The organism is Pedobacter suwonensis (assembly GCF_900111825.1).
In the GTDB taxonomy this organism is placed as follows: Bacteria; Bacteroidota; Bacteroidia; order Sphingobacteriales; family Sphingobacteriaceae; genus Pedobacter; species Pedobacter suwonensis.
In genome coordinates this window covers 3,361-28,629 of record NZ_FOJM01000004.1, presented here as the reverse complement: position 1 = coordinate 28,629, position 25,269 = coordinate 3,361, and the positions used below count along the sequence as shown (strand labels likewise).

Here is a 25,269-nt window from a genome sequence, read left to right as displayed (position 1 = left end):
TTAAACTTCAGAATTTTTAACATAATCTGCCCAAAGTGCATCTAAATCTTTACCTGTTAACCTGGTCCATATCTCTTTGGTGTAAGTATGGTCTCTTAAAGAAGCATCAACCGCTTTAATAGTACCTGGCTTTACGCTTTTTTCGATCCATGCAAAAAATGCTGCGGTAATGCGGTAACTGTTTTTATAAGAATGATCTGGCTTCAAAGCCGGCAGCGACCATTTGGCACCCGCGTTATCTACACCGAATTTATAACGCGCATAATCTGCAATCCCTTCTGTTAACCATCCCGGGCCCACGCTTCGTCCATAATCCTGCACAATGTGCATCACCTCATGGGTAACCACATCGATATCTTCGGGATGTTTGATCATCCACATCGAACTAAAAGTCACTTTACCATCGGCAGTTGCCGCAACACCTTTATAAGCCGTATCGACGAAAAACGTTACTTCTTTAATGGTAGAAGGATTGTATTCTTTAGCCAGCTTTGGATAAACTTCAAAAAATGTTTTGATCAGGCGTTTTTTTAATTGAGGATCAAGTTCCTTGAAATTGCTTTCAAAAGATAAGGTATAACCGTTTTTCTTAGTAATCTCCTGCGCTGTTGCCTGCAATGCTAAAGCAGATACCAGCATAACGAAAACCGAAAGAATTGATATTTTTTTCATGTATGGTGAATATTGGTGTTTTGGTTAGCGTTTAGTTCTGCAAATTAAATATTTTATGTAAAACGTTTTAGTAAATGATCAAAAATTTTACTTTAATGATGGTTATTTTTACAAAAAACTCTTGAAAAATTAAGTTTTTACAAAGAAGTCAGGTTTATTTGCCTATTGCCTTTAAACCTGACTTCTCCATAAAACAAACCTTTGCAGGAATCCAGGGATGAAAATACGCTGAAAATTCTTAAGTTCCTGAAAAATGAAGTGGGCTCGACATTAGCTGATTCCTCAACAAGTCTAAATTTACCTTAAGAGAAATCCTCCCTTTCTTCGATGCTTAAGTTGATGATGGATTTTCCGTAAGTTATCCTTACTTTTTGTAGAAAAAGAAATCTTAACCTCCATTTATTCCGGTAGAGAAGAAAACTTTAACCCTTATTTTTTGCTGCTATAAGTTAGGCTTACTTTTTGGGGTTCTTTACTATAATCTTCCCAAAGCTGATTTAAGTCTTTTCCGGTTAAAGCTGTCCAGGATTGTTCCGTATATTCGTGAGCCCTTAATTGCTGATCTAATGCAGCAACCAATCCTGGTTTAACGTTTTCCTCCAACCAGACGAAAAAGCGTGCAGTAATCCGATAACTGTTGGTATAATGTTGTTTTGCATTGTAGGCCGGCAAGTTCCATTTAGAGCCTACATTATCTACGCCATATTTATAGCGCACATAATCGGCAATACCTTCTGTTAGCCAAACCGGACCCGCGCTGTAGCCGTATCCCTGTACAATATGCATGGTTTCGTGCGTTACCACATCAATATCGGTTGGATGCGCTTTCATATAACCTGCGCTGAACAGAATCCTGTTACCACTGGCCTCAGCTACGGCTTTATAAGCAGTATCAACCACAAAAAGTACATCATGTGTCGATTTTTGGTTAAATGTTTTTACCAGTGTAGGGTAAATTTCAAAATAGGTAGAAATTAAGTTTTTTCTAACCGCTGGGTCGAGGTTAGGATCTTTGCTGATGAAAGTTAGGGTATATCCCTTGCGTTTTTCTTTACTGTATGATACCCAGTTTTTAGCCAATGCGGTGAAAAGTTCTTTCTCGATCTTCCTTTGCGATTTGTTTTTAACCCATTCGCTGTTTACTTTAATTTCACCAGCTTTGGCATAAATTGTCGGCGTTTCATCAGTTACAAAATCCAGTATCACATTTCTTTTTGTCCTGTAGCCATCTGCCTGGGCAAAACCGGGATAAACATTGATAAAAGCGGCCTTTAGCTTGGCATCTAAAACGGCATTGGTAGCGCTGTCCTTATCGTTGATGATAATTTTATAGCCTCGTTCTCTGTTTTGGGCAGAAGCAAAAACCGCCGAGCATGATACTAATGCGAAGATTAAAAATTTTTTGATCATTTGTTTTATTGTGATAAATAGAACGATTCAGGCTGTTTGCCCAATCTGTCCTGATTATAGATTAATAAGTGATATTCGGAAAATCCACTTTGGCTTTAGTTAACATTGGCGCCCAGTCGGCACCTTTTTCGTCTTTTGGTCCAAAGGCGGTTAATGCCAATGGTCCTAAATCGGCTTTGGCTGCACCGCTCCAAAAGTGGATAAATTCACCAAAATTCATTTTTCTGGTATATTGCTGGTAGATTTTGCCCTGTACCGTAATATTCTGTTTTGGAAATTCTTGCGACAGGAGGGTAAAAAAGCCGTTCAATACCTTTGTTTTACCATAGTTTTCGTAAATCGGTAGAAACCAGTTTTTAAACCATTGCGTACCAGCCCTTGGATAACTGTCGGTTGTAGTCATCATTTTATTCATCCACCGTTGTGCATCGGCTGGTCTGTTTAAGCCTAAATACACATCGTACTGATAAATTTCCATCCATTTACTATCGTGCCAAATATCAAAAGCGGGCGACTCTTTTACTCCCTTCGATGCGCCTTCTACGATGTGGCCAATCTCATGGGTAGATAAGTCGATGTCGTTATCTACACCTGTAATCCAGGCATTTAAATCATTGGAACCGCAATCTGTAACATTACGGTAATCGTGGCCGGCATCAAGATAGGTACCCGGATGACCGCCTCCATATTTACCTGCGTGATAAATGACGAACAAGCGGCTGTCATCGCCAAACTTACCATAAACTTTTTTGGTATAATTCCAGGCATCAGCCATGTAGGTTTTCGGCCAGGTAACAGCTGGCTTCACATCACCGTCATAATAAACCACTACGCTGGTGTCATAAGCTACACGGTTTAATAGTTGCACGTGTTCGAACCAATGTTCCTTCCAGGTTTTGGGCGGCGCATCAGGTGGGTCAACTGCTTCAACAAGTGGTGGTGCTGGTTTCGCTGCCTCTACAGGTTCCTTTTTGCTGTTGCAGGCCAGTAGTAAAACTACTGCAGTTGCTGATAATGTGAAAATATTTTTCATTGCGTGGCTATTGAGAGATGAAAAAAAGCACCGGGTAAAGTACCCAGTGCTCTATTTGTTTTACCAACCTGTATTTTGTACAAGTAAAGGCACTTTTTGAATTTCGCCTGCTGGTATTGGCCATAGGTAGTGTTTCTTTTGGAAAACCCTATTTTCGGTTACTACAGGTGTGAAAAATCCAGGCGCATTTTGAGTAATATTTAAACCTCTGATCTGCGTATCGGTAGTTTCTGCAATTTTCCATTCCCTGGTATAGAAATAGCGGTCCAGTTCAAAAGCTAATTCTACACGTCGCTCTCTGCGGATGGCATCTTTCATATCTGCCGGGATGGGTAAACCACCACTTCCATAAACCGGAATACCTGCTCTGGTGCGGATCCTGTTTAAGTAAATCAAAATATCAGGATCAGTCGGATTCGACTCTTGTAATGCCTCAATATAATCCAAATAAATTTCTGCCAGTCTGATTACGGTGAAAATTGATCTACCATTTGTCCAGCCCGCTACCGTTAAATGTTTTCTGGAGGTATAGCCTGTTTTGGTATAGTCATTATTCGCGATAGCAGCTTTGCCCGCATTACCGTTAAATTCAAAACTGGTGACAATATTAGATGAAGGATTGATCCATTTACGCCCTGTATAAGTGATGTCGGCATAAAAACGTGGTTCGCGGTTAACGTACATATTACTAATCGTTCTCGAAACACCCTGGTCGTTTGGATCTGGTGCCTGAAAATTAGAAGTTCCGTTAGCGGTATAGCTTGGATCGTTCTCGATAGGTAAGCCGTTTGCAGTAAAAAAGGCATCCACCAACTGCTGAGATGGCGATAAGAAGGAACCGCCTTTATCACCACCTGAGGCACCATTATGGTTTGGCGCTAAAGAATACTGGTAAAAAGTAACATCTCCCCCTCTACCGAAAATGATCTCAGAATTCCAGCCATTTAAAAATACATCCCTGGTAGCAATAAATGCCCGGTTAAAAGCTGTATTCGGTAAACCAGCCGGTGTTGAGGGTACTGAATACAGTGCGTAGTTGGAATAGTTAGGGTTGTTTAAAAAAGCCTTTGCTGCTGTAGCCAATCTGGTCCATTTTGCCACGCTATAAGTCTGATTGATCAATTGTTTGCCATCCTGATTTTTGAGATTGGCGTAATCCGTATTTCCATTAAATAATGGACGGGCGGCTGTCAACAAAGCTTTAATTTTATAAGCATCGGCTACTGAAGCCGTAATATGACCATAATCTTCATTAGCCTGTGGTGTTGCAGGCAAACGAGAACTGGTGGCTTCGAGTTCACTCACGATGTAGTCAATACACTCATCCATTGAGTTACGGGGTTTACTAATGGCTTGTAGCGGCGCATCTGACGCAATTGGGTCGTTACCCAATAATACAACAGGTCCGTACTGTCTAACGAGATGATAATAATAAATAGCCCTTAAAGCCCTTGCCTCATTGTAATAACGGTTTACAATATCGATACCGCCAATGTTACAATCTGTACACCTGCTTACATTTGCCATAAAAGAACTCGCAGCCTGTATACCACGGTAATAACTTTGCCAGTGGTAATTTACCTGACCGCTGGTAGCATCCCAGGCACCAGAATTTACGTTTTCAGTAAAGTTTGGCAAAGTATAATCAGCCTCATCAGAAGCGGCTGTCCAAGGTCCGATATTTCCTGACCCGGAAGCCGAACGATCTTGATTTTGATCTGGTAATGTAGAATAAACGTTAGCCAGTGCCAGATCAACAGTAGCTTTTTTCTCGTACATCTGATCGAAAGTTAACCTGTCATCAGGTACCTGATTTAAAAATTTCTTACAGCCATAATTACCAATTACCAGTAATACACCAGCTGTATATATCAATATCTTTTTCATTCTTCTTATTTTAAAAATTAGCGGTTAAACCTAAAGAATAGTTAGAGGTTAACGGATACCTTGTACCGTTGTTGGTTAATAATTCAGGATCCCAAAGCTTGAATTTGCTGATGGTAAACACATTGTAACCTGTAGCATATACCCTTAAACGTTTAACGCCAAGAGATTTGATTCCATTTTTTAATGTGTAACCTAAATCTGCATTTTTTAGCCTCAAGAAACTGATATCACGTTTCCACCAGGTACTCGATTGATAGTTATTGTTGTTGGTGCCGCCATAAGATAAACGTGGATAAACGGCGTCCTGACGTGGGTTAGTTGTGGTCCAGCGATCGGCAGCTACAGCCAACATATTACCTAAACCACCAGAATAGGCAAAGGATGGAATGTTTAACAGAATGTCTGCGTTATCCTGCCCCTGAAAGAATAAACCGAAGTCGAAGTTTTTGTAGGTTAAAGAGAAACCAAAACCATAGGTGGTACTTGGAACATCTCCCCTGCCAATAATGGTCTGGTCAAAAGAATCGATTTTACCATCACCGTTTAAATCTTTATACTTGATATCACCCGGCATCAAAGTACCAAACTGGGTCGGGCTCGCATTGATTTCTGCCTGGCTATCAAATAATTTTTCTGCAATGTAACCTACACGTGTCGCAGCTAAAACATTGTAACCGCGTTGCTCCATCCATGGGTATGGTTTTGGTGCCTGATCATTTTCGATTACCTTGTCTTTATTGAAAGTGAAGTTTGCCCTCAGATTAAGTGACCAATCTTTACCAAACTGCGCATCGTACTGTATAGTACCATCAATTCCTTTATTTTCTACAATACCCAGGTTACCAATTGGCGTATTGGCCAAACCGATGTAGTTTGGTACAGTTCCCCTCTGGATAAATTGGTCTGTTCTTCTTTCTTTAAAGAAATCGACAATTAACGATAGGTTGTTATTGAACGTTTTTAACTCGAAGCCTAAATCCTGTTTGCGCGTTTCGGCCCAGGTTACGTCTACTCCATAGGCAGTTACACCTAAACCATTATACCCAATATTTCCGGTCTGGCCAAAAGTATAACCACTTGCGCCACCTACTTTTGTTAAGTAATAAAAACGGTCGCCTTCGGCATCAGCATAGCCCGAGCCACTGGCCCCACTACCCACAATACCATCAGAATAGCGGAATTTAACCATCTGAAAAGTATTTTTAAGTGGCTCGAAAAATTTCTCGCTTGATAACAACCATCCAATACCCAATGCAGGGAAGAAACCATAACGTTTATCAGGTGCAAAGTTTTCAGAACCATTGTAGCCCACATTAAACTCAAAGAAATATTTATTGTCGTAAGCATAAGTGGCGCGACTGGCAACCCCTTGTAAACGATAAGGAAGAGATAACGTTAGGTTTCCGGCAAATGGCGTACTGTTATCGTTTTGGTTATATAATAATAAACCCGAAACAGCATGTTTACCAAAGGTACGGTTATAATTGATGGCCGCCTCGAAATACATTTTTTTGTCACCGCCATTGCTGATCCCATAATTTAGGAAATCTTGTCCCTGGAGAACCAATCCGTATTTGTAACCCGACGCAGGATTATTTGCCACGATATAAGGATCGTTAGGATTGATCCTGTAAATGGTTTCCCTTTTGGTTCTCGCTATCGCGTTGTTGTTGTTCACATCAAACGAGAACATAGAAGTAACCGACAAACCCGGGGTCAATTCTTTTAAATCCTGTGTCAAACGTAAATTTGAATATAATTGGTTGCTGTATCCTGTTCTATATCCATTTCTGGTCACATCGCCATAAGGATTACGTTGATCGGCCTGTGGACTGATACCAGGTAAACTTCCATTTGGATAAAGTACCGGGAATGAAGTTGGATTGATCAAAAAAGCCTGACTGAAGATATCCTGGGCGCCGAGATTACTCGGAAAATTGCTCTGCGACAGAATGCCTTTAATACCCAAATCCAGTTTGGTGGTACCCGTAACATCCCAATTTAAGTTTGTGCTCACATTGTAGCGACTAAAGCTTTGTTTAACAGCAGAATTTACCGCTTCGTCTGTTTTAAACAAACCATCTTCACCATAATAACCTAATGAGACGTAATATTTAGCATTACTAACACCACCCGATAGGTTGGCTGTTCCCGATCTGTTATGGCCAAAATCGTTATAAATGGCGTCAAACCAATTTACGTTTGGATAAAGGATCGGATCGGTACCTGCAGCTGTTTTTTGGATGGCATCTATAGAATATGCCGGTGTAAATGCACCTGCTGCACCACCGCGTAAATAATCAGAATACTTCGCCTCATTGGCTAAGTTCATGTAATCTACACCGTCAATCAATTTTGGCCTTTTTGTGAAACGGCTCACCCCTTCATAGTACTCCACGTTAATTCTTGGCGTGCCGATTTTACCTTGTTTAGTGTTGATGAGAATTACGCCGTTTGCACCACGGATACCATATACCGCTGTTGCTGCAGCATCTTTAAGTACAGTAAAATTCTCCACATCATATACACTGATATCGTTTAGGTTACGGTTAGGTACACCATCAATAATAATAAGCGGTCCCCTGTCTCCAGAGTTAAGTGAAGATATACCTCGGATAAAAATATCCGATCCGGTTGCACCTGGTTCACCATTCCGTGAAACGTTAACCACTCCGGGGATACGGCCTGCCAGTAACTGGCTCATACTGGAAACCGGTTGCTTTAATTCGTCAGCTTTTACTGATGATTGTGCGCCAACCAAACTTTCCTTTTTCTGCGTACCGAAACCCACAATAGCTACCTCCTGTAAATTGGCGCCAACAGTTTCCTTTAAACGGATATCCAAAACGGTTTGTGTACCCACTGTGATCTCTTTCGAGTCATAACCAACATATGTAATGATCAAAACAGCATTCTGATCAGGAACGGTAATGGTAAATGCTCCATTTACGTCTGCCGCAGCGCTTGTGGAACTTCCTTTAACTTTAACCCCTGCACCTGGCAATGGCGCACCGGTTTCATCTTTAATGATACCGCGGATTACGATATCAGCCTTGGTTTGATTCATCGCAGCCGAACTGTTTATATTAATGGCAGAAGCGTTGGCCTTTGCACAAAAACCAGTGCTTAAGGCCAATGCAAAAGCGATAGCTTTAAAAGCACAATGTTTAAGCCTGAGCCTGGCCCCAGTTAAATTTGTATTTTTCTTCATCATAAAATTAGTTTGTTGTAAACAGATTACTGTTATTTGGTCTATTGATCAGTTGAAATGGATTCTCTGGTCTACCGCTTAAGCCGGTAGAAGATATTGGTATGTCTTATTTCAAAGGCCGGCAAATTACTGTTGCTCTTCAGGCACTTCAATTACACGCCACTCGGATAACTGGAATAAAGAACCGCCGTTATTCGCCGTAACACTTAGCCTGTATAATTTATACAGCACTTTGTTTTTAAAATTGTATGTTTTAGTCGTGTTACGGCCCGAAAAAGTCTCGCCAGTCCGGGTATCCAGGTCTACCCAGGTATTTCCATCTGTAGAACCGCTTAATTTCCAGTTTTTCGGATCCCGGTCGGGCGCATCATTGCCCGAAGTTAAAGTGTAAGATGCTACCTGTTGAGCTGAAGGGAAAGCTAACTGCAGGTAAAGGCTTGATTGATAAGGGTTGATCAGAAATTTTGAATTGATATCATTATCAACCACTTTTAAAGATCCTTCAGCGCCTGAAGCACCGCCCGAATTTTCGACATTAACTGAAAGTACCGCCTTTGCGGTTACATCTACCTTTGCTTTCCAGGTAAAAAGATCCACTGCCGGGTATTCTTCTTTACCACATCCAAGAATTAAAGCTAGGGCAAAGCAGAGCCCAACAGCTTTCCTGGTCATTTTTAAAAGATTCATAATAGTTTGATTATAGTTTGTTGTTTATTAAAATGTGCTATATCTATTTGATTGATCAGAAATTAATCGGTTTTAAAAAAAGCAAATGATCAGCTGTTCAGCAACCTTTTTACCCGTGCCACATACCCGTATAAATTGACCGGTATTAATTATAAACGGCATATTTTGGCCACACGATTCAGGTTGCTTTAAGCATCAGCCTCTTTCTGTTACGAATAAAAACTAATATTGCCTATAGCCATAAGCTGGTTTAATGAGTTTTTTGGTCATGATGAGTAATGGTTTGGTTGGTTGATTGGTTGGTTAAGCGGTAGAATTTGACGTATCAGCGTGTAAAATTTATCTCATTTAAGCTCCTCCTTATTTTTAATGAATAAATAGTTATTTCGGCTAAACTAAAACGTTTTAGTATTTGAACATAAAAAAAAGCCCCAATCTGACAGATTAACACTTTGTTTTTTCCTGGCCCTTACTAAAATGCTTAAACAATTCAAGACTAAAACGTTTTATTAAACAATAATAAGCATATTCTTAATAAATTAAAAAATTATTTATTTTTTTCGGAAACTTATTGGGAACGGTTATTTCGCTGAAACAATTGGAAATTACCGTAATAAACCAATATCTTTTTTAAGATATCGTTTTCTTTAAAACAGGAATAAAGGAAAATTGAATTTAACTACAGAATTAGCATTAAAATCTAATCCTGTAGTCTAAAATAAGCATGGGACCGTGTAACCATCCAAAAAATATCAGGTTAAGCTTAAATCGCAGCAGCTTGCAGCACCAATTAATGCCGCATGCTCTTTCAGTTCTGAAATTTTTATTTCAGCATCTACACCATTTCCCTTAAGCGTTGCCGTCAATTCGGGCGCAAATGCACTAAAAGACTGTGCAATGTTCCCGCCAACAATTACGGTATTTATTTTGTACGTCCTGATCACTGGGATCAGGAACTGGGCCAGGTTATAGCCAAATTCCATAAATACCATCGTCGCAAAATGATTGCTTTCTACGATTCCCACCAGTTCCTTAACACCTTCTACCTCTTCACCGCTCAATTGCTTAAAACGTTTTACGAACCAGCGCGTAGATAAGTAGTCTTCAGCAATTCCATCCAAAAAAGGAGAATTCCACAAGTCTGCATCATAGGCCTTATCATTTAAACAAAGTGAAGATCCGAGTCCGGTTCCCAGGGTCAGGCCCAATACGTTCACATTTCCTTTGGCAGCCCCCGCAAAAACCTCTCCCTGTAAAAAACCGGCCGCATCGTTTATAAAATGGATATTTTCCAGGGCAATGTCCAATCTTTTCGCAAGTTCTTCTTTCACATTAACCTGATAAAGCGATTTAAACTTATCCTGGTCTTTGATCAAGGAGATTCCCTCTTTATAATTGAAGGGTCCGGGCATGGCTATACCTACATTCCTGCTGCCATTTTTTATTTCCTGGAAAGCTTTATTGATAATATCGCACCATGCCGACAAAATCACTTCCTTATTCTCCTGTGAATTCACAGGGCTACGCTTGATAGAATTTTCCATTAAGGTTCTAGTTTCCAAATCTACCAATGCGGCTGTAATATGCGAGCCGCCAATATCTACACCTAATGCAACAGGCTTTTCCATTCTATATATATTTCTGTTCTCTTCTTTATCAATTTAACTAATTCGTCAAAAGTAGTCATTCATTATCTATTTACTAATTGAAAATGGCTTATCTTCTTCCAATATCCCCCTATTTAACGAAGGTTTAACATTCATTTCTAATTTTAGCAGGCCACCTTTTAATAAATCGCTGTGATTTAAAAAGTTTTTGGTATAATTTTCACCATTTAAGTTAGCCGACCTGATGTAAACATGATTTGCATCATTTGTCGGTGCTGAAATGACAAACTTTTTGCCGTTTTCCAGGTGAATAGTTGTTTTTTTGAATACCGGGCTCCCTAAAACATATTCACCAGATCCGGGGGTTACACTATAAAAGCCTAAAGCGCTTAATACGTACCATGAAGAGGTTTGCCCCTGGTCTTCATCTCCCGGATAACCGTTTTCTGTAGCATCATAAAGTTTACGCATCACCTCACGGGCATGAAATTGTGCTTTCCAGGGTTGATTGGCATAGTTGTATAAATAAACCATATGCTGTATGGGTTGATTGCCATGTGCATATTGGCCCATGTTGGCCATTACCATTTCAGTCATTTCGTGGATCATCCCACCATAAGAGCCTACATTTACCGTATTGGGCTGACTGAAAACAGAATCCAGCTTCGAAACAAAGTGATTATTTCCACCCATCAGGTTGATTAAACCTTTGGTATCCTGAAAAACCGACCATTGCCAATGCCAGGCATTGCCTTCTGTAAACGGGCCTCCCCATTCGGTTGGATCAAAATCCGGCGACCATTTGCCCTCCGCATTTTTTCCCCGCATAAAACGTGTAGAAGGATCGTAAACATTTTTATAGTTAAACATGGGTTTCTCAAAAACCTCCATGTAATGTTTATCGCCGGTCATTTTGGCTAAGGCATAGGCACAATAATCATCGTAGGCATACTCCAGTGTTTTGGCAGTAGCTTCTCTGTATTTTGGATAAGGAACATATCCCAATTGGTTATACTCGGTTACCCCATCTCTGCCATTGGCCGGACCCCATGGCCCCTTGTTCATGGCTTCATGGTAATAGGCTGCTAAAGCCTTTTTAGGATCGAATGTCCTGATCCCTTTTGCCCAGGCATCGGCAAACAGCGAAATGGCATGGTTACCGATCATACTCCCGGCTTCACTGGGAAAAGACCAGGAGGGCAGCCAACCGCATTGCGAGTAGGCATCGAGCATGGCTTGCATATAACGGCCATGCATTTCTGGTTGTACCAAGGTATTTAGCGGAAACTGGGCGCGGAAAGTATCCCAAAAACCCGTATCGGTAAACATGTAACCATCATGCACTTTACCATCGTAAGGACTAAAATAATAAGGTTTGCCGGCTTCGTTAAGTTCATAAAATTTCCTGGAAAACAAACTTGCCCTGAAAAAGCAAGAATAAAAAGTTTCCATGTCTGCTTTAGATCCCCCTTCTACTTCTATCTTACCCAGCGATTTATTCCAAACTGCCGCTGCACGGGCTTTTGTATCTTCCAGCGTTTTATCATTCCCCAGTTCTCTTTTTAAATTGAGTTCTGCCTGTTTTAAACTGATGTAAGAAGAAGCTGTTTTTACCTGAACTTTTACACCCGGTTCAAACTCTACAAAAGCGCCCTTACCAAAGCCTTCTGCAGAAACAGAATCTTTTGAAATGGTATTCCGTTTATTTTCCCAGGTACCATAAGCTTTAACTGGCTGATCAAACTGAATGACAAAATAACTTTTCCAGCCTTTTTTAAAGCCTTCACCATTATTTACCCACCCGGTTATCTTGTTTTCTTTTGGCAAAATCTGAACGCCGCTGAGTCTGGTATAGCCATCTAAAATCAAAAAGCTTCTTTTGCTTTTTGGGTAACTGAACCTAAGGTGTGCACCTCGCTCCGATGGTGAAATTTCGGTGGTGATATCGTTTTCAAATCTTACCTTGTAATAGTTTGGCTTTGCAACCTCATCCTGGTGACTAAATTTAGCTTCGCGCTTATCTTCGTTTACCTCCAGTTCATCAACCATTGGCATTAGAGAGAATACCGCATAGTCTCTTGTCCATGAGCTGCACTGGTGCGCCTGCTGAAAGCCCCTAATTTTATCTTTAAAGTATTGGTACTTCCAGCCATCGCCATTTTTACCGGTTTGGGGTGTCCAGGTATGCATACCAAACGGCAGTGCCGTTGTTGGGTAGGTGTTGCCCCGGGTAAGTTCGTGTTTAGAATTGGTACCCTGCAGGGTGTTTACATATTGAACCCAGTTTTTCTGCTGCGCCAATAAACCTTTGGTAGCGAGGCAGCATAAAATGGATATGATTAATTTAAGTTTCATTTGTGTGTTTGGTTTTCTTTGCCTGGCCAACTAACCTTTATCTCACTTTTCTTTCACCAGTCGCATTGATGATTATAACCTGACCGGAAGATTGATATAAGCGTGATATCAGATTAATGAACAAGCAAGCCCGATATCTTTGACTTCTGCAATTAAAAAATAACGAGGTTTAACTAAAGGAGAACTTTTTCATAACTAATATTTGGTCACGTCCACATATAAATCGTTTTACTAAACCTCATCTATTAATTCCAAATTTCAGGGAAAGAAAAACCATTAAATGATCGCTGGTTTAACGGGATGATGTTTGTTTGGTGTCGATTTAAAGTAAAACGATTTAGCAATCCAATATTAATAAAAAAATAAACAGCTTTTACTGTTTAAATGTGTAACATATAGGTTACACATTTTCCGGGTAAGAAACTATTCCATCATTTTTTCATAAAATAAAAAGCCGCATCATAGTTTGATTTATGATGCGGCTTTTTTTAACCTAAATTATTTATTAATTGTAACCTGGGTTCTGTTTCAGGTTGGTATTTAGCGTTAACTGCCTTAAAGGAATTGGATAAAGTGCTTTGGTAGCGGCTGATGGTGTATGATCCCACCAGCTGGCTGATGTAAATTTACCAAAGCGGATCAGATCATCTCTTCTCATGCCTTCAAAAATAAATTCTCTTCCCCTTTCAGCCAAAAGCTCATCCAAAGTTAAAGTGGTTGTAGTATAAGCACGGCTGGCAAAATTTGCCTCTGTAAATGCCCGTTTTTTGCAGTCGTTTATCAACTGAACGGCTTCTGCTGTGGCCACTCCTCCGTTCTTACGCATAATCGCCTCTGCTTTGGCAAAGTATATCATAGTTAAACGATAGATATTCCAATCGCCGTTGTTATAGTTTACATCCACCGCAGGCACTCCACCAGGGCCCGGAAACTGGTTACCTAACTTGTATTTGTTAAAACGTACACCCGAGTTTTCTTCACCTTCACTCATATTGCTCACTGTTGAGCCTGTTTTGTTTTTCCTGATATTATCAACAAACACCAGTTGTGATCCATTGTATTCCTCAGATGCCAGAACCGGTTTGGTTGGGTCAACAAATTGAAACATTGGGCCTTCCAAAAGCCATTCTCTTTTTCTCAGGTCAGCATCTTCATAGGTGGTAAAAACACCAGGAACCACTACAATTCCGTCGTTACCGTTTCTACCGCCACCATAAATTTGCTGTTGTTTAAAGTGGTAGAATTCTGCAGGCCATGAGGGCTGGAAATTGGCTATTGAATAATTGTAGGCAATAGAGAAAATGGCCTCTTTAGACAAATCATTAGTTGTTTTAAACTGATCTGTAATGTTAGGATCAAGCGCCATCACGCCATTTTGTGCACCTGCTTCGCCTGATATTATTTTATTTGCAGCAGCAATACAGTCGTCCCAACGTGGGGTTCCTGTCCATACCTCGGCATTTAAATAAAGTTCTACCAACATGGCATAACCTGCAGCCTGGCTTATCCTGCCCACCATTGCACGCGAAAGCTTTGGCGCTTTATCAATATTGGTTTTGATTTCCGATTCGATAAAGTTAAACACCTCTTTTCTTGGCATGGTTTCAGGTCGTTCAGGAATCCCCACTTTGGTTACTACCGGTATATTACCAAACAGATCCATTAATTTAAGATAATGGAATGCCCTTAAAAGTTTTAATTCTGCAATATAGGCGTCTTTCTCTGCCTGTGTAATCCCCATCTGCCCGATATCCCTTTTTTCGATATTCTCGATAGGATCGTTACATAATCCCATACCCCAGTTCATTAGTACCCAGGCCTGGTTAAGCCCGCCTTCATCCACGGTCCAGCTATGGTAATGTAATCTTTTCCATTTACCACCGTCTTCCCCATGGCGGCCTTTGGTAGGCCAGGCCAATTGATCGCCTGATAATTCGGCTAAGCGCCACCAGCCATCCTGCCCTGATGGGGTAACCCATGCATTGGCATGGGTATATGGCCTCAACACAGCCGATAAAACTTCCGTTTTATTATTATAGAAATTGTCAGTTAATAGCTGACTGTATGCGTTTTCATCAAGTTTGGTACAAGCGCCTGTAATACTTAATATACCGGCAAGTACACCATATATAATTGATTTATTTTTCATTTTTAATTTATTAGAATCCAACATTTAATCCGATTACAAATGATCTGGTACTTGGGTATGGACCTCTGGTATCAATACCTAAGCTTTTGCCTTCGATTTCGTTACCGATACCATTATCCTGTATAAAGTCCGGGTCGTTTCCGGTATAACCGGTAATGGTTCCAAGGTTTTGGCCGGTTGCATAAAGGCGCAGCTTGCGGATATACTTATTTTTAAATTTAAAATTATAGCCTAAGGTAACCTCATCCAGTTTTACAAAACTTCCGCTTTCCAAGTAGTAGTCAGAAAACATATAGGTATCGTTAATATCTTTGTATTTATCAAAAGTACTACTCAATAAATTACCAGACCATGTTCTGTTTGCGTAGGTTAATGCAGTTGTGTTTAGCACATCAAAATCGAACTTGCCCCTTAAAAATATACGGAGGTCGAAATTTTTATAGGTAAAACTGTTCGTCCACGAAGCATAGTATTTAGGAACCGCGTTACCGATAACGGCTAAATCAGATTGATTCAAATCGTTACGTGAAGTATTGATCTGGCCATTTAAAACTTTTTCGCCATTTCTGTTATAAAACAACCACTTACCTTCCGGCGTAAAACCGGCAAACCTTTTACCAAAAAACTCGCCCACTTTACCACCTTCAAACAAGGTGAAAGCATCACCTAAATCTCCTGCGCCGCCAATGCCACCGCGGGTAATAAATTTAACTTTAAATACATCGTTCGAGTAGCTGTCCAACCTGTTGCTCAAGGTACTGGCTGTAGCATCCATGTTCCAGCTAAAATCGTTATTTTTAATCACCAGGTAACTTAAGCCTAACTCAATACCTTTAGATGAGATCTGCCCAACGTTGGTTTGCAGGTTATCGCGTACATATGGTGGCTGCGGGGTTGTGTAGCTATCCAAAAGATCTTTTGTAGTTCTTTTAAATACATCAATCGAACCGGTTAAACGGCTGTTAAGCAAAGTAAAGTCTAAACCAATGTTGGCCTCTTGTTTACGCTCCCATCTTAAGTTTGGATTTGGGTTACGGTCAGGACCATAGGTTTCATAATAATTACCATCAGGGTATAAATACCTACCACCTCCACCAAGCGTAACACGCGATAAATTGTTGTCTGTAGGCGCATTACCGGTAACGCCATAACCAGCTCTTAATTTAAGGTAGTTTACAAAAGGAATGTTTTTCATAAAACTTTCTTCGGTAATATTCCATCCGGCAGAAACTGCCGGGAAATTACCCCATTTGTAGTTGGCACCAAATTTTGATGAACCTTCTCTTCTTAAAATAAACTGCACCAGGTACTTGTTATCAAAAGCATAGTTAACCCTACCAAAGAATGCGATAAGGGTATTATCATTTTTATTACTAGACATGGTAGCTTTACCAACACCTAATGCTGCTCCCTGCGAAATATTATCCTCGTGGAAAAGATCATTGATGAAGCCACGGTTAGACATGTCCGACCTTTCTTCCATGTAATAACGGTAGCTATAACCGGCCAATGCCGTAATATTATGCTTCTGTGCAAATGTATTGTTATAATTTAGCGTAGGCTCAACAGCATAAGCCTGCGAAAGAAAATTGGCCCTGTAAGCATAACCACCGTTAGGGAAATCAGTATTTTCAACAGAGTTTTCGCTGGCCTTTAAACGGTACTGGCCGTCCAGGTACGAATTTCTCACCACCGAACCAAAAATAGAGGCTTTCAATCCTTTCACAATATCTAAATCGGCCTTTACATCACCAGATGTAGTCTGCTGTTTTCTGTAACTTGTTTCCTGAAATAACCGGGCATATTCGTTGGTACTGGTTAAATCAAAGCGATAAGAACCATCAGGGTTAAAATTAGAAAGTGTAGGGTTTTTGGCCGATTCACTTTCCCAGCCGCTACCACCTAATAAGTTGGCTTTATTAATGTTGGTAACCAAGTTCATCTGGATGTTCAAACGGTCATCCAATCCCCTTTGGTTTACATTTAACCTCAAAGTATATTCTTCTCTGCCATTCTGTTTAGCAATACCTTCCAGGTTACGGTAGTTTAAACTGGCCCTGTAGTTTGTTTTTTCCGTTCCGCCACTAAACGAAAGGTTATGGTTTTGAGAAAGGTTATCGTGATTGATCAGATCATTATAGAAATCTGTTGAACTGCCAAAATCCTGTTGTTTGATCTGCCCTGAAGCTATTTTCTGACGATACTCATCTGCCGTTAAATAATCGGGGCGGTTTTGAAGATATTCCTTCCTTAAATAACTTGAATATTCGAACACTCCTGGTCCTGCCTTACCTTTTTTTGTGGTAATTAAAATTACACCTGCATTGGCACTGGTACCATAAATGGCCGCACCCGAACCATCTTTCAACACATCAATCGAAGCGATATCATCTTGTTGCAATAAATCAGGATTACCACCAGGTATACCATCAATTACAAATAAAGGGCTACGGCTTCCGGTTACCGTAACAGACCCCCTCAATTGTACAGATACGCCACCATTTGGATTGCTACCGCCTGGTCTGGTTAAACTTAAACCAGCAATTTTACCCTGGATAAGATCCAAAGGGTTTCTTGAACCACTCTGCCTAAAATCTTCAATACCGGCATGGCCCACTGCAGAAGTAACTTCTTTAATTCCCTGTGTACCATAACCAACAGCTACAACGGTTACTTCTTTTAAGTTTGTATTTTTAGCGACTGCTAGTTTTACATTAATTACTGACGATTGGCCAACCGTGATATCCTGCGTATCGTAACCGATGTAAGAGATACGGATCACTTGCCCTTCACTGGCTTCAATAGAAAATTTTCCGTTACCATCAGTTAAGGTTGATTTACCGGTGGACTGATTTTTTATACCCGCACCTGGCACCGGCAAACCACTGTCATCCACTACCGTTCCGGTAACATTTTTTTGAACCAGAAGCCCCTCACTTCGCATATGCTCATTCAAGAACCCCCGTGTGCTTTTCCACTCCGAATTCATTGAAAATGCAGGACTATTCAGCAATACAATTGCAGCCGACAGCCCCGTAATTTTAAGTAAATTAATTTTCATCAACGGTTTTGTTAAATTATTATAAAAGATTAGTTATTTTTTTTCCTGGTATTGGTTTATCTGGGTTAAAATGACCGCGCGAAACAAATTGCCGGACATTTTAGGGTGTAATATGATTTAAGGTGCTGGATTTGGTGACGACATAAACGAATGAAACAAGCCATTCTACTTTCTAGCTTCGGTAAAGCCGGTTAAAATTTTGTAAGGAGCTGCTGTAATTTTCATGAAAAATTTAATTGGTTAGCCTAAAACGATTTAGCACACCAATAATAGGGATTATTAATTGAAATAAAACGATTTAGTATGTAAAAAAAATATTACACCTTAACCGAGAAGCATTTTTGAATTAATCCCTTAGTACCAGGCGGGTGGGGATAATCAGTTCTTCAGCAGGCAATTTGCCTTTTGATGAAAGGCGGTTTAAAATCAGTTTAATAATGGCTTCAGCTATTTCTTCCAGCGGTTGCTGGATGGCTGATATGCGGGGAGTATGCAGTTCAAAAGCTTCATGGTCATCGTAGGCAATTACGGCAAAATCATCGCCTATTTTTTTATCAATCTGCTTAAGCGCTTTTAAGCCACTAATGGCCAGATAATTAGTTACAAACAATACGGCATCCACCTTTTTGTTCTCCAATAATGATTTAATCTGTGCAATGGTTTCGTTTTCTTCCTGGTTAAAATGGATTTTTAATACCAGGTCATCGTCATAAGCAATTCCGTTATCTTCCAGTGCTTTTTTGTAGCCATCGTGGCGTTCTGTAATCTGCGCTACATTGATATCGGTGGTTACCAAAGCAATGTTCTTTTTGCCCTGATCAATAAAACTCTGTATGGATTGGTAAGAGGCGTTAAAATGATCGGCACCCACATAACTGGTGTCAACATCCGGCAAATTTCTGTCGAAAAAAATTACCGGGTTACCGTCATCCAGCAGCATCTGAACATCTTCTTCTATCCCTTTTATCGGGGAGATGATATAGGCATCAACTTTTCGCGATTTGAACAGGTTGATCAGTTCCTTTGCTTTATCAACATTGTTTTCTGTACTGGAATAAATAATTTTATAACCTCTTTTATAGGCTTTATCCTCAATTAACCTGGCAATCCTCGAAAAAAAGGAATTGGAAATATCCTCGATAATCAGGCCAATGATGTTAGAATTGCCCGTTCTTAAACTCCTGGCAATCTGGTTGGGTTTGTAACCGCTTTCTTCGATAATTTTCTTTACCTTCTCAATTACCGCTTCGCTGATCGACTTCTCTTTGGCTTTACCATTGATGATGAAGGAAACGGTGGTAATGGATACGTTTGCTTTTACGGCTATATCTTTGATAGAAAGCGATTTCATTTGGTTGGAATTTCTGTAAGTTAATTAATTCAAAGCTAAATAAAAAATGCAGCTTTTAAGTTTTTGCCATTTATAAAGGCGCAATTTAACATTTTTTGTATTAATCGTCTCAGAAACGTTTATTAATAATCCAGGTGCTATCCCTTATATATGCTAAAAAAAACAAACTATCCAGTGGCCTGAATAATTTTTTAGGGCAGGTAAACCGGTATCGCCGCGGCCGGCTTTCCCCTTAAGTTCCGCGCCAATTTGGTCAACATTTCTTATTTCAGATAACCGGTAATCAATCCGGCCGTTTTTGCCGAAGCACCCGGTTTCCCCATCAGTAAAAGCAGTTCGTCATAATGTTTTAACATTGCCTCCCGTTCTGCTCCTGCTATAATTAAATCAAGTTCGGCCTTTACTTTTTGTGTGTTGCAATCTTCCTGGATCAGTTCGGTAACGATTTTTTTGTTTACGATCAGGTTCACCAATGAGATGAACTTAATTTTAACCAATAGCCGTGCAATGGCTATAGAAATGGTACCGCCTTTATAAACCACCACCTGCGGCACTTTAAATAACGCGGTTTCCAGCGTTGCCGTACCCGAGGCAACAATTGCAGCATGCGCATGGTGCAATAGGTTATAGGTTTGGTTAAAAAGCAGTTTTACTTTTTCATCTCCGGTAAACTGCCGGTAATAGGCTTCGGTAAAGTTTGGGGCAGCAGCAATGGCAAATATATAATCCGGGTAATGTGCGGTAAGGCTTAGCATTACCGGCAATAAACGCTCTATTTCCTGCCTCCTGCTGCCAGGCAACAGGGCGATAATTTTTTCATCTCCAAGCTGGTGCCCGTTGCGAAAATTCCGATCTGGTGTAAACTGTGCAATTTCATCCAATAAGGGGTTGCCTACATAATCTACCTTCATGCCCCATTCTTTATAAAAATCCACTTCAAAAGGCAGGATGCAGAACATATGGTCAACAACCTTTTTAATTTTCAGTACCCGTTTCTGGTTCCAGGCCCAAACCTTGGGCGAGATATAATAACATACTTTTATACCATTGGCTTTTGCAAATTCGGCTATTTTTAAGTTAAAACCCGGAAAATCGATCAAAATCAATACCTCAGGTTTCCATCTCATGATATCTTCCTTACAGGCCTTCAGGTTTTTAAAAATGGTACGCAGATTTAAAACAACCTCGGTAAAACCCATAAAAGCCATATCGGCATAGTGTTTAACCAGTTCTCCCCCTTCGGCTGCCATTTTATCGCCGCCAAAATACCTGAACACCGCTTCGCCATCCTCCGCTTTTAAGGCTTTCATTAAATTGGCGCCATGTAAATCGCCTGAGGCTTCGCCGGCTACGAGGTAGTATTTCATGTTTATATTTTTTTAAATCGTCATTGCGAGGAGGCACTACAGCCTGTCCCGACCTTTCGGGGAAGCAATCTTTTATGCTATTATTTATTTCCCGATCTACCTTTTCTTAGAAAGATTGCTTCACCCAGCCCGCAATTCTCTTCTTCAGTTCGCAATGACGACCGTTTCTATCTAAAAAACTTTATACGCAAAAAACACAAAAGCGCACAAAAAAGTGGCCGCCAATATGCCCCTGCCAATGTTTTCTTTATTGTATTTAAAAAATGTTTGCATGGTATAAGCGTTTACCGCAATACCACCAATGTACAACAGATCGGCTTTGGCCAATGATGCCACCTGGTGGATAACATACCAGGCCATAGCACAGCACATGGCCGGTACCAGTAAACCAATGCCCAGGCCAATCCACACTGAATTGTTCAATTTTCTTAAGCGCTCCATTATTGCAGTTAACCTAAATTTAGGCCATCGGGTGCACTCACCTTGTTGCCTGCAGCTTTCGCATCACGGCCACCTATAAAGTCCCAACTGTTTAAGGCCTGTATGGCATGGTGCGCGGTTAAATCAAACTGCACCGGCACAACCGAAACATAACCATGCTCCAATGCCCAAACATCGGTATCTTCTCCTTTATCAAAATTTTCGAAAACACCGGTCAGCCAATAGTAGGGGCGTTTGTAAGGGTCTGTCCGCTCATCAAACTCTTCCATCCATTTGGCATTGGCCTGGCGGCAAACCTTTACCCCCTTTAAGTGTTCACCCTTCGGAAAATTCACATTTAAAAGGGTACCTGCCGGCAAACCGTTGGCCAAAACCTGCTCACAAATATTTTTAATGTATTTTTTGGTATGGCTAAAATCGGCATCGGCTGCAAAATCATCGAGCGAGAAACCAATGGAAGGAATTTTTTCTATCGCCCCCTCTACCGCTGCAGACATCGTGCCCGAGTACAGTACATTGATGGAATTATTTAAACCGTGGTTAATGCCCGAAACACATAAATCGGGTTTTTTACCCTTAAAAATCTTGTTTACGGCAAGTTTAACACAATCAACCGGGGTGCCGCTGCATTTGTACATCTCTACCCCACCGTAAAGGTCAACCTTATCAAAACGGATCGGTTTGCCTATGGTAATGGCATGCCCCATCCCGCTCTGCGGGCTATCGGGCGCCACTACCACCACATTGCCCAGTTCCTGCATTACTTCCATCAGGTTTTTTATTCCTGTAGCGGTAATCCCGTCGTCATTTACCACTAAAATAGTTGGTTTTGTGCCGTGTTTTGTCATGCCGGTAAAAATACAGATTATAATTTCAAGGCACAATAAACCAGCATCGATATGCCAAAATCATTTATTCCTGACTTTTTAGTTTAGAAATCAAAATTATTTCTTTACCTGCAATAAAGCCTTTATATTTGAGCAAATAACTTATTAAAAATGAATGCTGTATTTAACCCCGGCGTAAAGCCTCAAATACTTATTCATTGTCATAAACCAAAAACAAATCAATGAAATTTAAATTATTTACTTTGGCTTGTTTTCTCATTACGGGTGCAGCGGCCATGGCGCAAACCACCTACCAATGGAAAACAGGAACCTCTGGCGGTTACAGTTACAAATATGTAACCAACGATCCGACCAAAACCCGTTTTTATACCTTAAAAAATGGTTTAACGGTTATCTTATCACAAAACAACAAAGAGCCCAATATTACCTATAAAATGGCAGTAAGGGCGGGCAGTAATACCGATCCGCGTACCAATACCGGCCTGGCCCACTACCTGGAGCACCTGTTGTTTAAAGGAACCGATAAGTTTGGTACCTTAAATTATGCCAAAGAGAAACCGCTTTTAGATAAAATCGAGGCCCTTTACGAAACCTATACCAAAACCACCGATCCGGCCAAACGTAAAGAAATTTACAAGGAAATCGATAAAACCTCGGGCGAGGCTTCCAATTATTCTATCGCCAATGAATACGATAAAATGATGAAATCCATCGGCAGTAACTCTACCAATGCACATACCTCGGTAGAAGAAACCGTTTACGAGGAAGACCTTCCATCAAACGCCATTGATAAATTCCTGGCCGTACAGGCAGAGCGTTTCCGCGCACCGGTTTTCCGAATCTTCCATACCGAGCTGGAAGCGGTTTACGAAGAAAAAAACATTGGTATGGATAACGATGGCCGTAAAATGTACGAGAAAATGCTGTATGCCCTTTTTCCAACACACAACTACGGGCAACAAACCACCATTGGTACCATTGAGCATTTAAAAAACCCTTCGCTGGTTGAGATCAGAAAATATTACAACAAATATTATGTGCCCAACAACATGGCGCTGATTATGAGCGGTGATATCAATTACGATCAGCTGATCAAAAAAATCGACAAAGATTTTGCCTACATGGTTCCTAAACCGCTTGCCCTTTACAACCCGGCGCCAGAGAAACCGTTAACACAGGTTCAAAAGGTTGATATTTATGGCCCAAGTGCCGAAAACCTATACATTGCCTACAGAGGTTTTGCCCAAAATACCCGCCAGAGTTTACTGTTAGATCTGATCGGAAGCATCTTATCAAACGGCAAAGCTGGTTTAATGGATATCAACATCAACAAACAACAAAAAATGTTGCGTGCAGGTGCGGGTTACAACTCCATGAAAGATTATGGCATGTTCATTTTATCGGGGTCGCCAAAAGCGGGGCAAAGTTTGGAAGAAGCACAAAAATTATTGTTAGAGCAGGTAGAACTGCTTAAAAAAGGCGAGTTTGACGAAAGCCTGATCAAAGCTACCGTAGCCAATATCAAATTTGCCGAATTACAGGGTTTTGATAATAACGATGTACGCGCCAACGCCACCATGAATGCCTTTATCTTAAACCGCGGTACCGAGTGGGATAAAATGCTCGCCTCAACCGATGATATGGGCAAAGTAACCAAAAAAGAGATTGTAGATTTTGCCAATAAATTTTTCATCAATAACTATGTAGTGGTTTTAAAACACAAAGGTGAAGATAAAAGCATCGTTAAGGTAGAAAAACCAGCCATTACAGCGGTAAAAACCAATACAAACGAAGTTTCGCCATTTACCAAAAGCATTATTGATGCGCCGGTAAAACCTATTGCCCCTAAGTTTTTAGATTATAGCAAAGACCTTAATTTTGGTAAAGCCGGTATTGCTGATGTAATTGCCATCCAAAACACCGAAAATGGTATTTTCCGCATGAGTTACCGTTTCGATATGGGTTCTTACAACTACAAATTGTTGCCTTACGCGGCGCAATACTTATCATTTCTAAGTACCGATAAATATTCTGCTGAAGAGATCAGCAAGGCCTTTTATAACATTGCCTGCAGCTACAGCCTTAACGTAGGTAATGATGTAACCACGGTTTCCATTACCGGTTTACAAGAAAATTTCGATAAAGCAGTAGCTTTGGTTGAAGATGTGCTGGCCCATTGCAAACCAAACGAAAAAGCCCTTGAAGATTTAAAAGGCCGTTTGTTAAAATCGAGAGATAACGCAAAACTGAATAAATCTTCCATCCTGGGCGGTTTAATGAGTTATGCACAATATGGTGCCGATAATCCTTTCAATTATGGCTTAACCAATGATGAGATCAAAAACATGAAATCGGCTGATCTGATTTACCTGTTGCATAACCTTACCAATTACAAACACACCATTACCTATTACGGCCCTAAAACACTAACGGCATTTTCTGCTGATATTGTAAAGGCACACCCTTTGGCTAAAGAATTTACTGATGCCGCGCCGATCAAAAAATTTGCCTATACCAAAACCGATTCGAACAAGGTTTACTTTGCCGATTACGATATGGTACAGGCAGAAATCCGCTGGATACGCAACAGCGGTTTGTACGATCCGGCCAATGCCGCTAAAATTGCTTTGTTCAACAATTATTTTGGTGGTGGCATGGGTTCAATTGTATTCCAAACCATCCGCGAATCTAAAGCACTGGCTTATTCTACCTTTGCGGTATATTCATCACCAAGCAGCAAAGATAAAGAGAATGCCATTGTGGCCTACGTGGGTACACAGGCCGATAAAATGAACGAGGCGGTAGCGGGCATGAACGATTTATTAACCACCTTACCAGAGTCTGATAAATCATTCGCCCTATCGAAAGCCAACTCTTTAAACGGCATCGAAACCAGCCGCATTACTAAAGATGATATTATTGCCAGCTACCTGGCCGATAAAAAATTAGGTTTCGATCACGATTCACGTATTGATGAGTACGCCAACCTTAAACCGCTTACTTTTGCCGATATCAAATCGTTCCACCAGAGCAACCTTTCGGGCAAACCTTACAACTATTGTATCGTAGCTTCCGAAAAGAAAATCAACATGGCCGATGTAGCTAAATTTGGCCCGGTAACCAAATTAACCTTAGAACAGATTTTTGGATACTAGTTAAGCTGAAAGACCAAAGCTAAAAGTCTAAAGCT

15 protein-coding genes are annotated in these 25,269 nt (G+C 40.6%); 1 reads left to right on the top strand and 14 read right to left on the bottom strand.

Annotation, left to right across the window (positions count from 1 at the left end; all coding sequences use genetic code 11):
• The 14 genes from BM107_RS06495 to surE all read right to left on the bottom strand — a co-directional run bounded on the left by BM107_RS06495 (window position 1) and on the right by surE (window position 22,079).
• A complete protein-coding gene (locus BM107_RS06495) occupies window positions 1-672 on the bottom strand; it encodes a basic secretory protein-like protein (protein ID WP_090981483.1) in 672 nt (223 codons plus the stop codon).
• A gap of 429 nt (window positions 673-1,101) precedes the next feature.
• Window positions 1,102-2,082, bottom strand: a complete 981-nt coding sequence (locus BM107_RS06490; protein ID WP_090981481.1) for a basic secretory protein-like protein — start codon at window positions 2,080-2,082, stop codon at window positions 1,102-1,104.
• 61 nt (window positions 2,083-2,143) lie between these two features.
• Window positions 2,144-3,115 (bottom strand): hypothetical protein, encoded by a 972-nt coding sequence (locus BM107_RS06485; protein ID WP_090981480.1) that lies wholly within the window; start codon window positions 3,113-3,115, stop codon window positions 2,144-2,146.
• A gap of 60 nt (window positions 3,116-3,175) precedes the next feature.
• Entirely contained in the window at window positions 3,176-5,002 is a 1,827-nt protein-coding gene (locus BM107_RS06480) for a RagB/SusD family nutrient uptake outer membrane protein (RefSeq protein ID WP_090981478.1), read from the bottom strand.
• A 10-nt stretch (window positions 5,003-5,012) separates the two neighbouring features.
• The gene (locus tag BM107_RS06475; protein WP_244278748.1) at window positions 5,013-8,216 is read right to left on the bottom strand and encodes a SusC/RagA family TonB-linked outer membrane protein; all 3,204 of its coding nucleotides are present in this window, start codon (window positions 8,214-8,216) and stop codon (window positions 5,013-5,015) included.
• Window positions 8,217-8,339: 123 nt separating this feature from the next.
• Entirely contained in the window at window positions 8,340-8,900 is a 561-nt protein-coding gene (locus tag BM107_RS06470) for a discoidin domain-containing protein (protein ID WP_090981473.1), read from the bottom strand.
• A 752-nt stretch (window positions 8,901-9,652) separates the two neighbouring features.
• Window positions 9,653-10,528 (bottom strand): ROK family protein, encoded by an 876-nt coding sequence (locus tag BM107_RS06465; protein WP_090981472.1) that lies wholly within the window; start codon window positions 10,526-10,528, stop codon window positions 9,653-9,655.
• Between the two features lie 66 nt (window positions 10,529-10,594).
• Complete coding sequence (locus BM107_RS06460; protein ID WP_090981470.1) at window positions 10,595-12,862, bottom strand: GH92 family glycosyl hydrolase; 2,268 nt, start codon at window positions 12,860-12,862, stop codon at window positions 10,595-10,597.
• Between the two features lie 505 nt (window positions 12,863-13,367).
• On the bottom strand, window positions 13,368-15,011 hold the full coding sequence (locus tag BM107_RS06455) for a RagB/SusD family nutrient uptake outer membrane protein (RefSeq protein ID WP_090981816.1): 1,644 nt from the start codon (window positions 15,009-15,011) through the stop codon (window positions 13,368-13,370).
• A 10-nt stretch (window positions 15,012-15,021) separates the two neighbouring features.
• Window positions 15,022-18,072 (bottom strand): SusC/RagA family TonB-linked outer membrane protein, encoded by a 3,051-nt coding sequence (locus tag BM107_RS06450; RefSeq protein ID WP_244278747.1) that lies wholly within the window; start codon window positions 18,070-18,072, stop codon window positions 15,022-15,024.
• A gap of 346 nt (window positions 18,073-18,418) precedes the next feature.
• Window positions 18,419-19,423 carry a LacI family DNA-binding transcriptional regulator gene (locus BM107_RS06445; RefSeq protein ID WP_090981469.1) on the bottom strand — a complete coding sequence of 335 codons (1,005 nt, stop codon included), beginning with the start codon at window positions 19,421-19,423 and terminating at the stop codon, window positions 18,419-18,421.
• A 263-nt stretch (window positions 19,424-19,686) separates the two neighbouring features.
• Window positions 19,687-20,790: a lipid-A-disaccharide synthase gene (lpxB, locus tag BM107_RS06440; RefSeq protein ID WP_090981467.1), complete on the bottom strand. Its 1,104-nt coding sequence runs from the start codon at window positions 20,788-20,790 to the stop codon at window positions 19,687-19,689.
• Between the two features lie 171 nt (window positions 20,791-20,961).
• Complete coding sequence (locus tag BM107_RS06435; protein ID WP_244278746.1) at window positions 20,962-21,231, bottom strand: stationary phase survival protein SurE; 270 nt, start codon at window positions 21,229-21,231, stop codon at window positions 20,962-20,964.
• An 8-nt stretch (window positions 21,232-21,239) separates the two neighbouring features.
• On the bottom strand, window positions 21,240-22,079 hold the full coding sequence (surE, locus tag BM107_RS06430) for a 5'/3'-nucleotidase SurE (RefSeq protein WP_090981463.1): 840 nt from the start codon (window positions 22,077-22,079) through the stop codon (window positions 21,240-21,242).
• Window positions 22,080-22,300: 221 nt separating this feature from the next.
• Between surE and BM107_RS06425 the strand changes: the two genes are divergently transcribed.
• On the top strand, window positions 22,301-25,234 hold the full coding sequence (locus BM107_RS06425) for a M16 family metallopeptidase (protein WP_090981461.1): 2,934 nt from the start codon (window positions 22,301-22,303) through the stop codon (window positions 25,232-25,234).
• Window positions 25,235-25,269 lie beyond the last annotated feature (35 nt).

Bases quoted from the DNA above. Each gene is read 5' to 3' on its own strand.
- BM107_RS06495 (WP_090981483.1), bottom strand. From the start codon at position 672: ATGAAAAAAATATCAATTCTTTCGGTTTTCGTTATGCTGGTATCTGCT.
- BM107_RS06490 (WP_090981481.1), bottom strand. From the start codon at position 2,082: ATGATCAAAAAATTTTTAATCTTCGCATTAGTATCATGCTCGGCGGTT.
- BM107_RS06485 (WP_090981480.1), bottom strand. From the start codon at position 3,115: ATGAAAAATATTTTCACATTATCAGCAACTGCAGTAGTTTTACTACTG.
- BM107_RS06480 (WP_090981478.1), bottom strand. From the start codon at position 5,002: ATGAAAAAGATATTGATATATACAGCTGGTGTATTACTGGTAATTGGT.
- BM107_RS06475 (WP_244278748.1), bottom strand. From the start codon at position 8,216: ATGATGAAGAAAAATACAAATTTAACTGGGGCCAGGCTCAGGCTTAAA.
- BM107_RS06470 (WP_090981473.1), bottom strand. From the start codon at position 8,900: ATGAATCTTTTAAAAATGACCAGGAAAGCTGTTGGGCTCTGCTTTGCC.
- BM107_RS06465 (WP_090981472.1), bottom strand. From the start codon at position 10,528: ATGGAAAAGCCTGTTGCATTAGGTGTAGATATTGGCGGCTCGCATATT.
- BM107_RS06460 (WP_090981470.1), bottom strand. From the start codon at position 12,862: ATGAAACTTAAATTAATCATATCCATTTTATGCTGCCTCGCTACCAAA.
- BM107_RS06455 (WP_090981816.1), bottom strand. From the start codon at position 15,011: ATGAAAAATAAATCAATTATATATGGTGTACTTGCCGGTATATTAAGT.
- BM107_RS06450 (WP_244278747.1), bottom strand. From the start codon at position 18,072: ATGAAAATTAATTTACTTAAAATTACGGGGCTGTCGGCTGCAATTGTA.
- BM107_RS06445 (WP_090981469.1), bottom strand. From the start codon at position 19,423: ATGAAATCGCTTTCTATCAAAGATATAGCCGTAAAAGCAAACGTATCC.
- lpxB (WP_090981467.1), bottom strand. From the start codon at position 20,790: ATGAAATACTACCTCGTAGCCGGCGAAGCCTCAGGCGATTTACATGGC.
- BM107_RS06435 (WP_244278746.1), bottom strand. From the start codon at position 21,231: ATGGAGCGCTTAAGAAAATTGAACAATTCAGTGTGGATTGGCCTGGGC.
- surE (WP_090981463.1), bottom strand. From the start codon at position 22,079: ATGACAAAACACGGCACAAAACCAACTATTTTAGTGGTAAATGACGAC.
- BM107_RS06425 (WP_090981461.1), top strand. From the start codon at position 22,301: ATGAAATTTAAATTATTTACTTTGGCTTGTTTTCTCATTACGGGTGCA.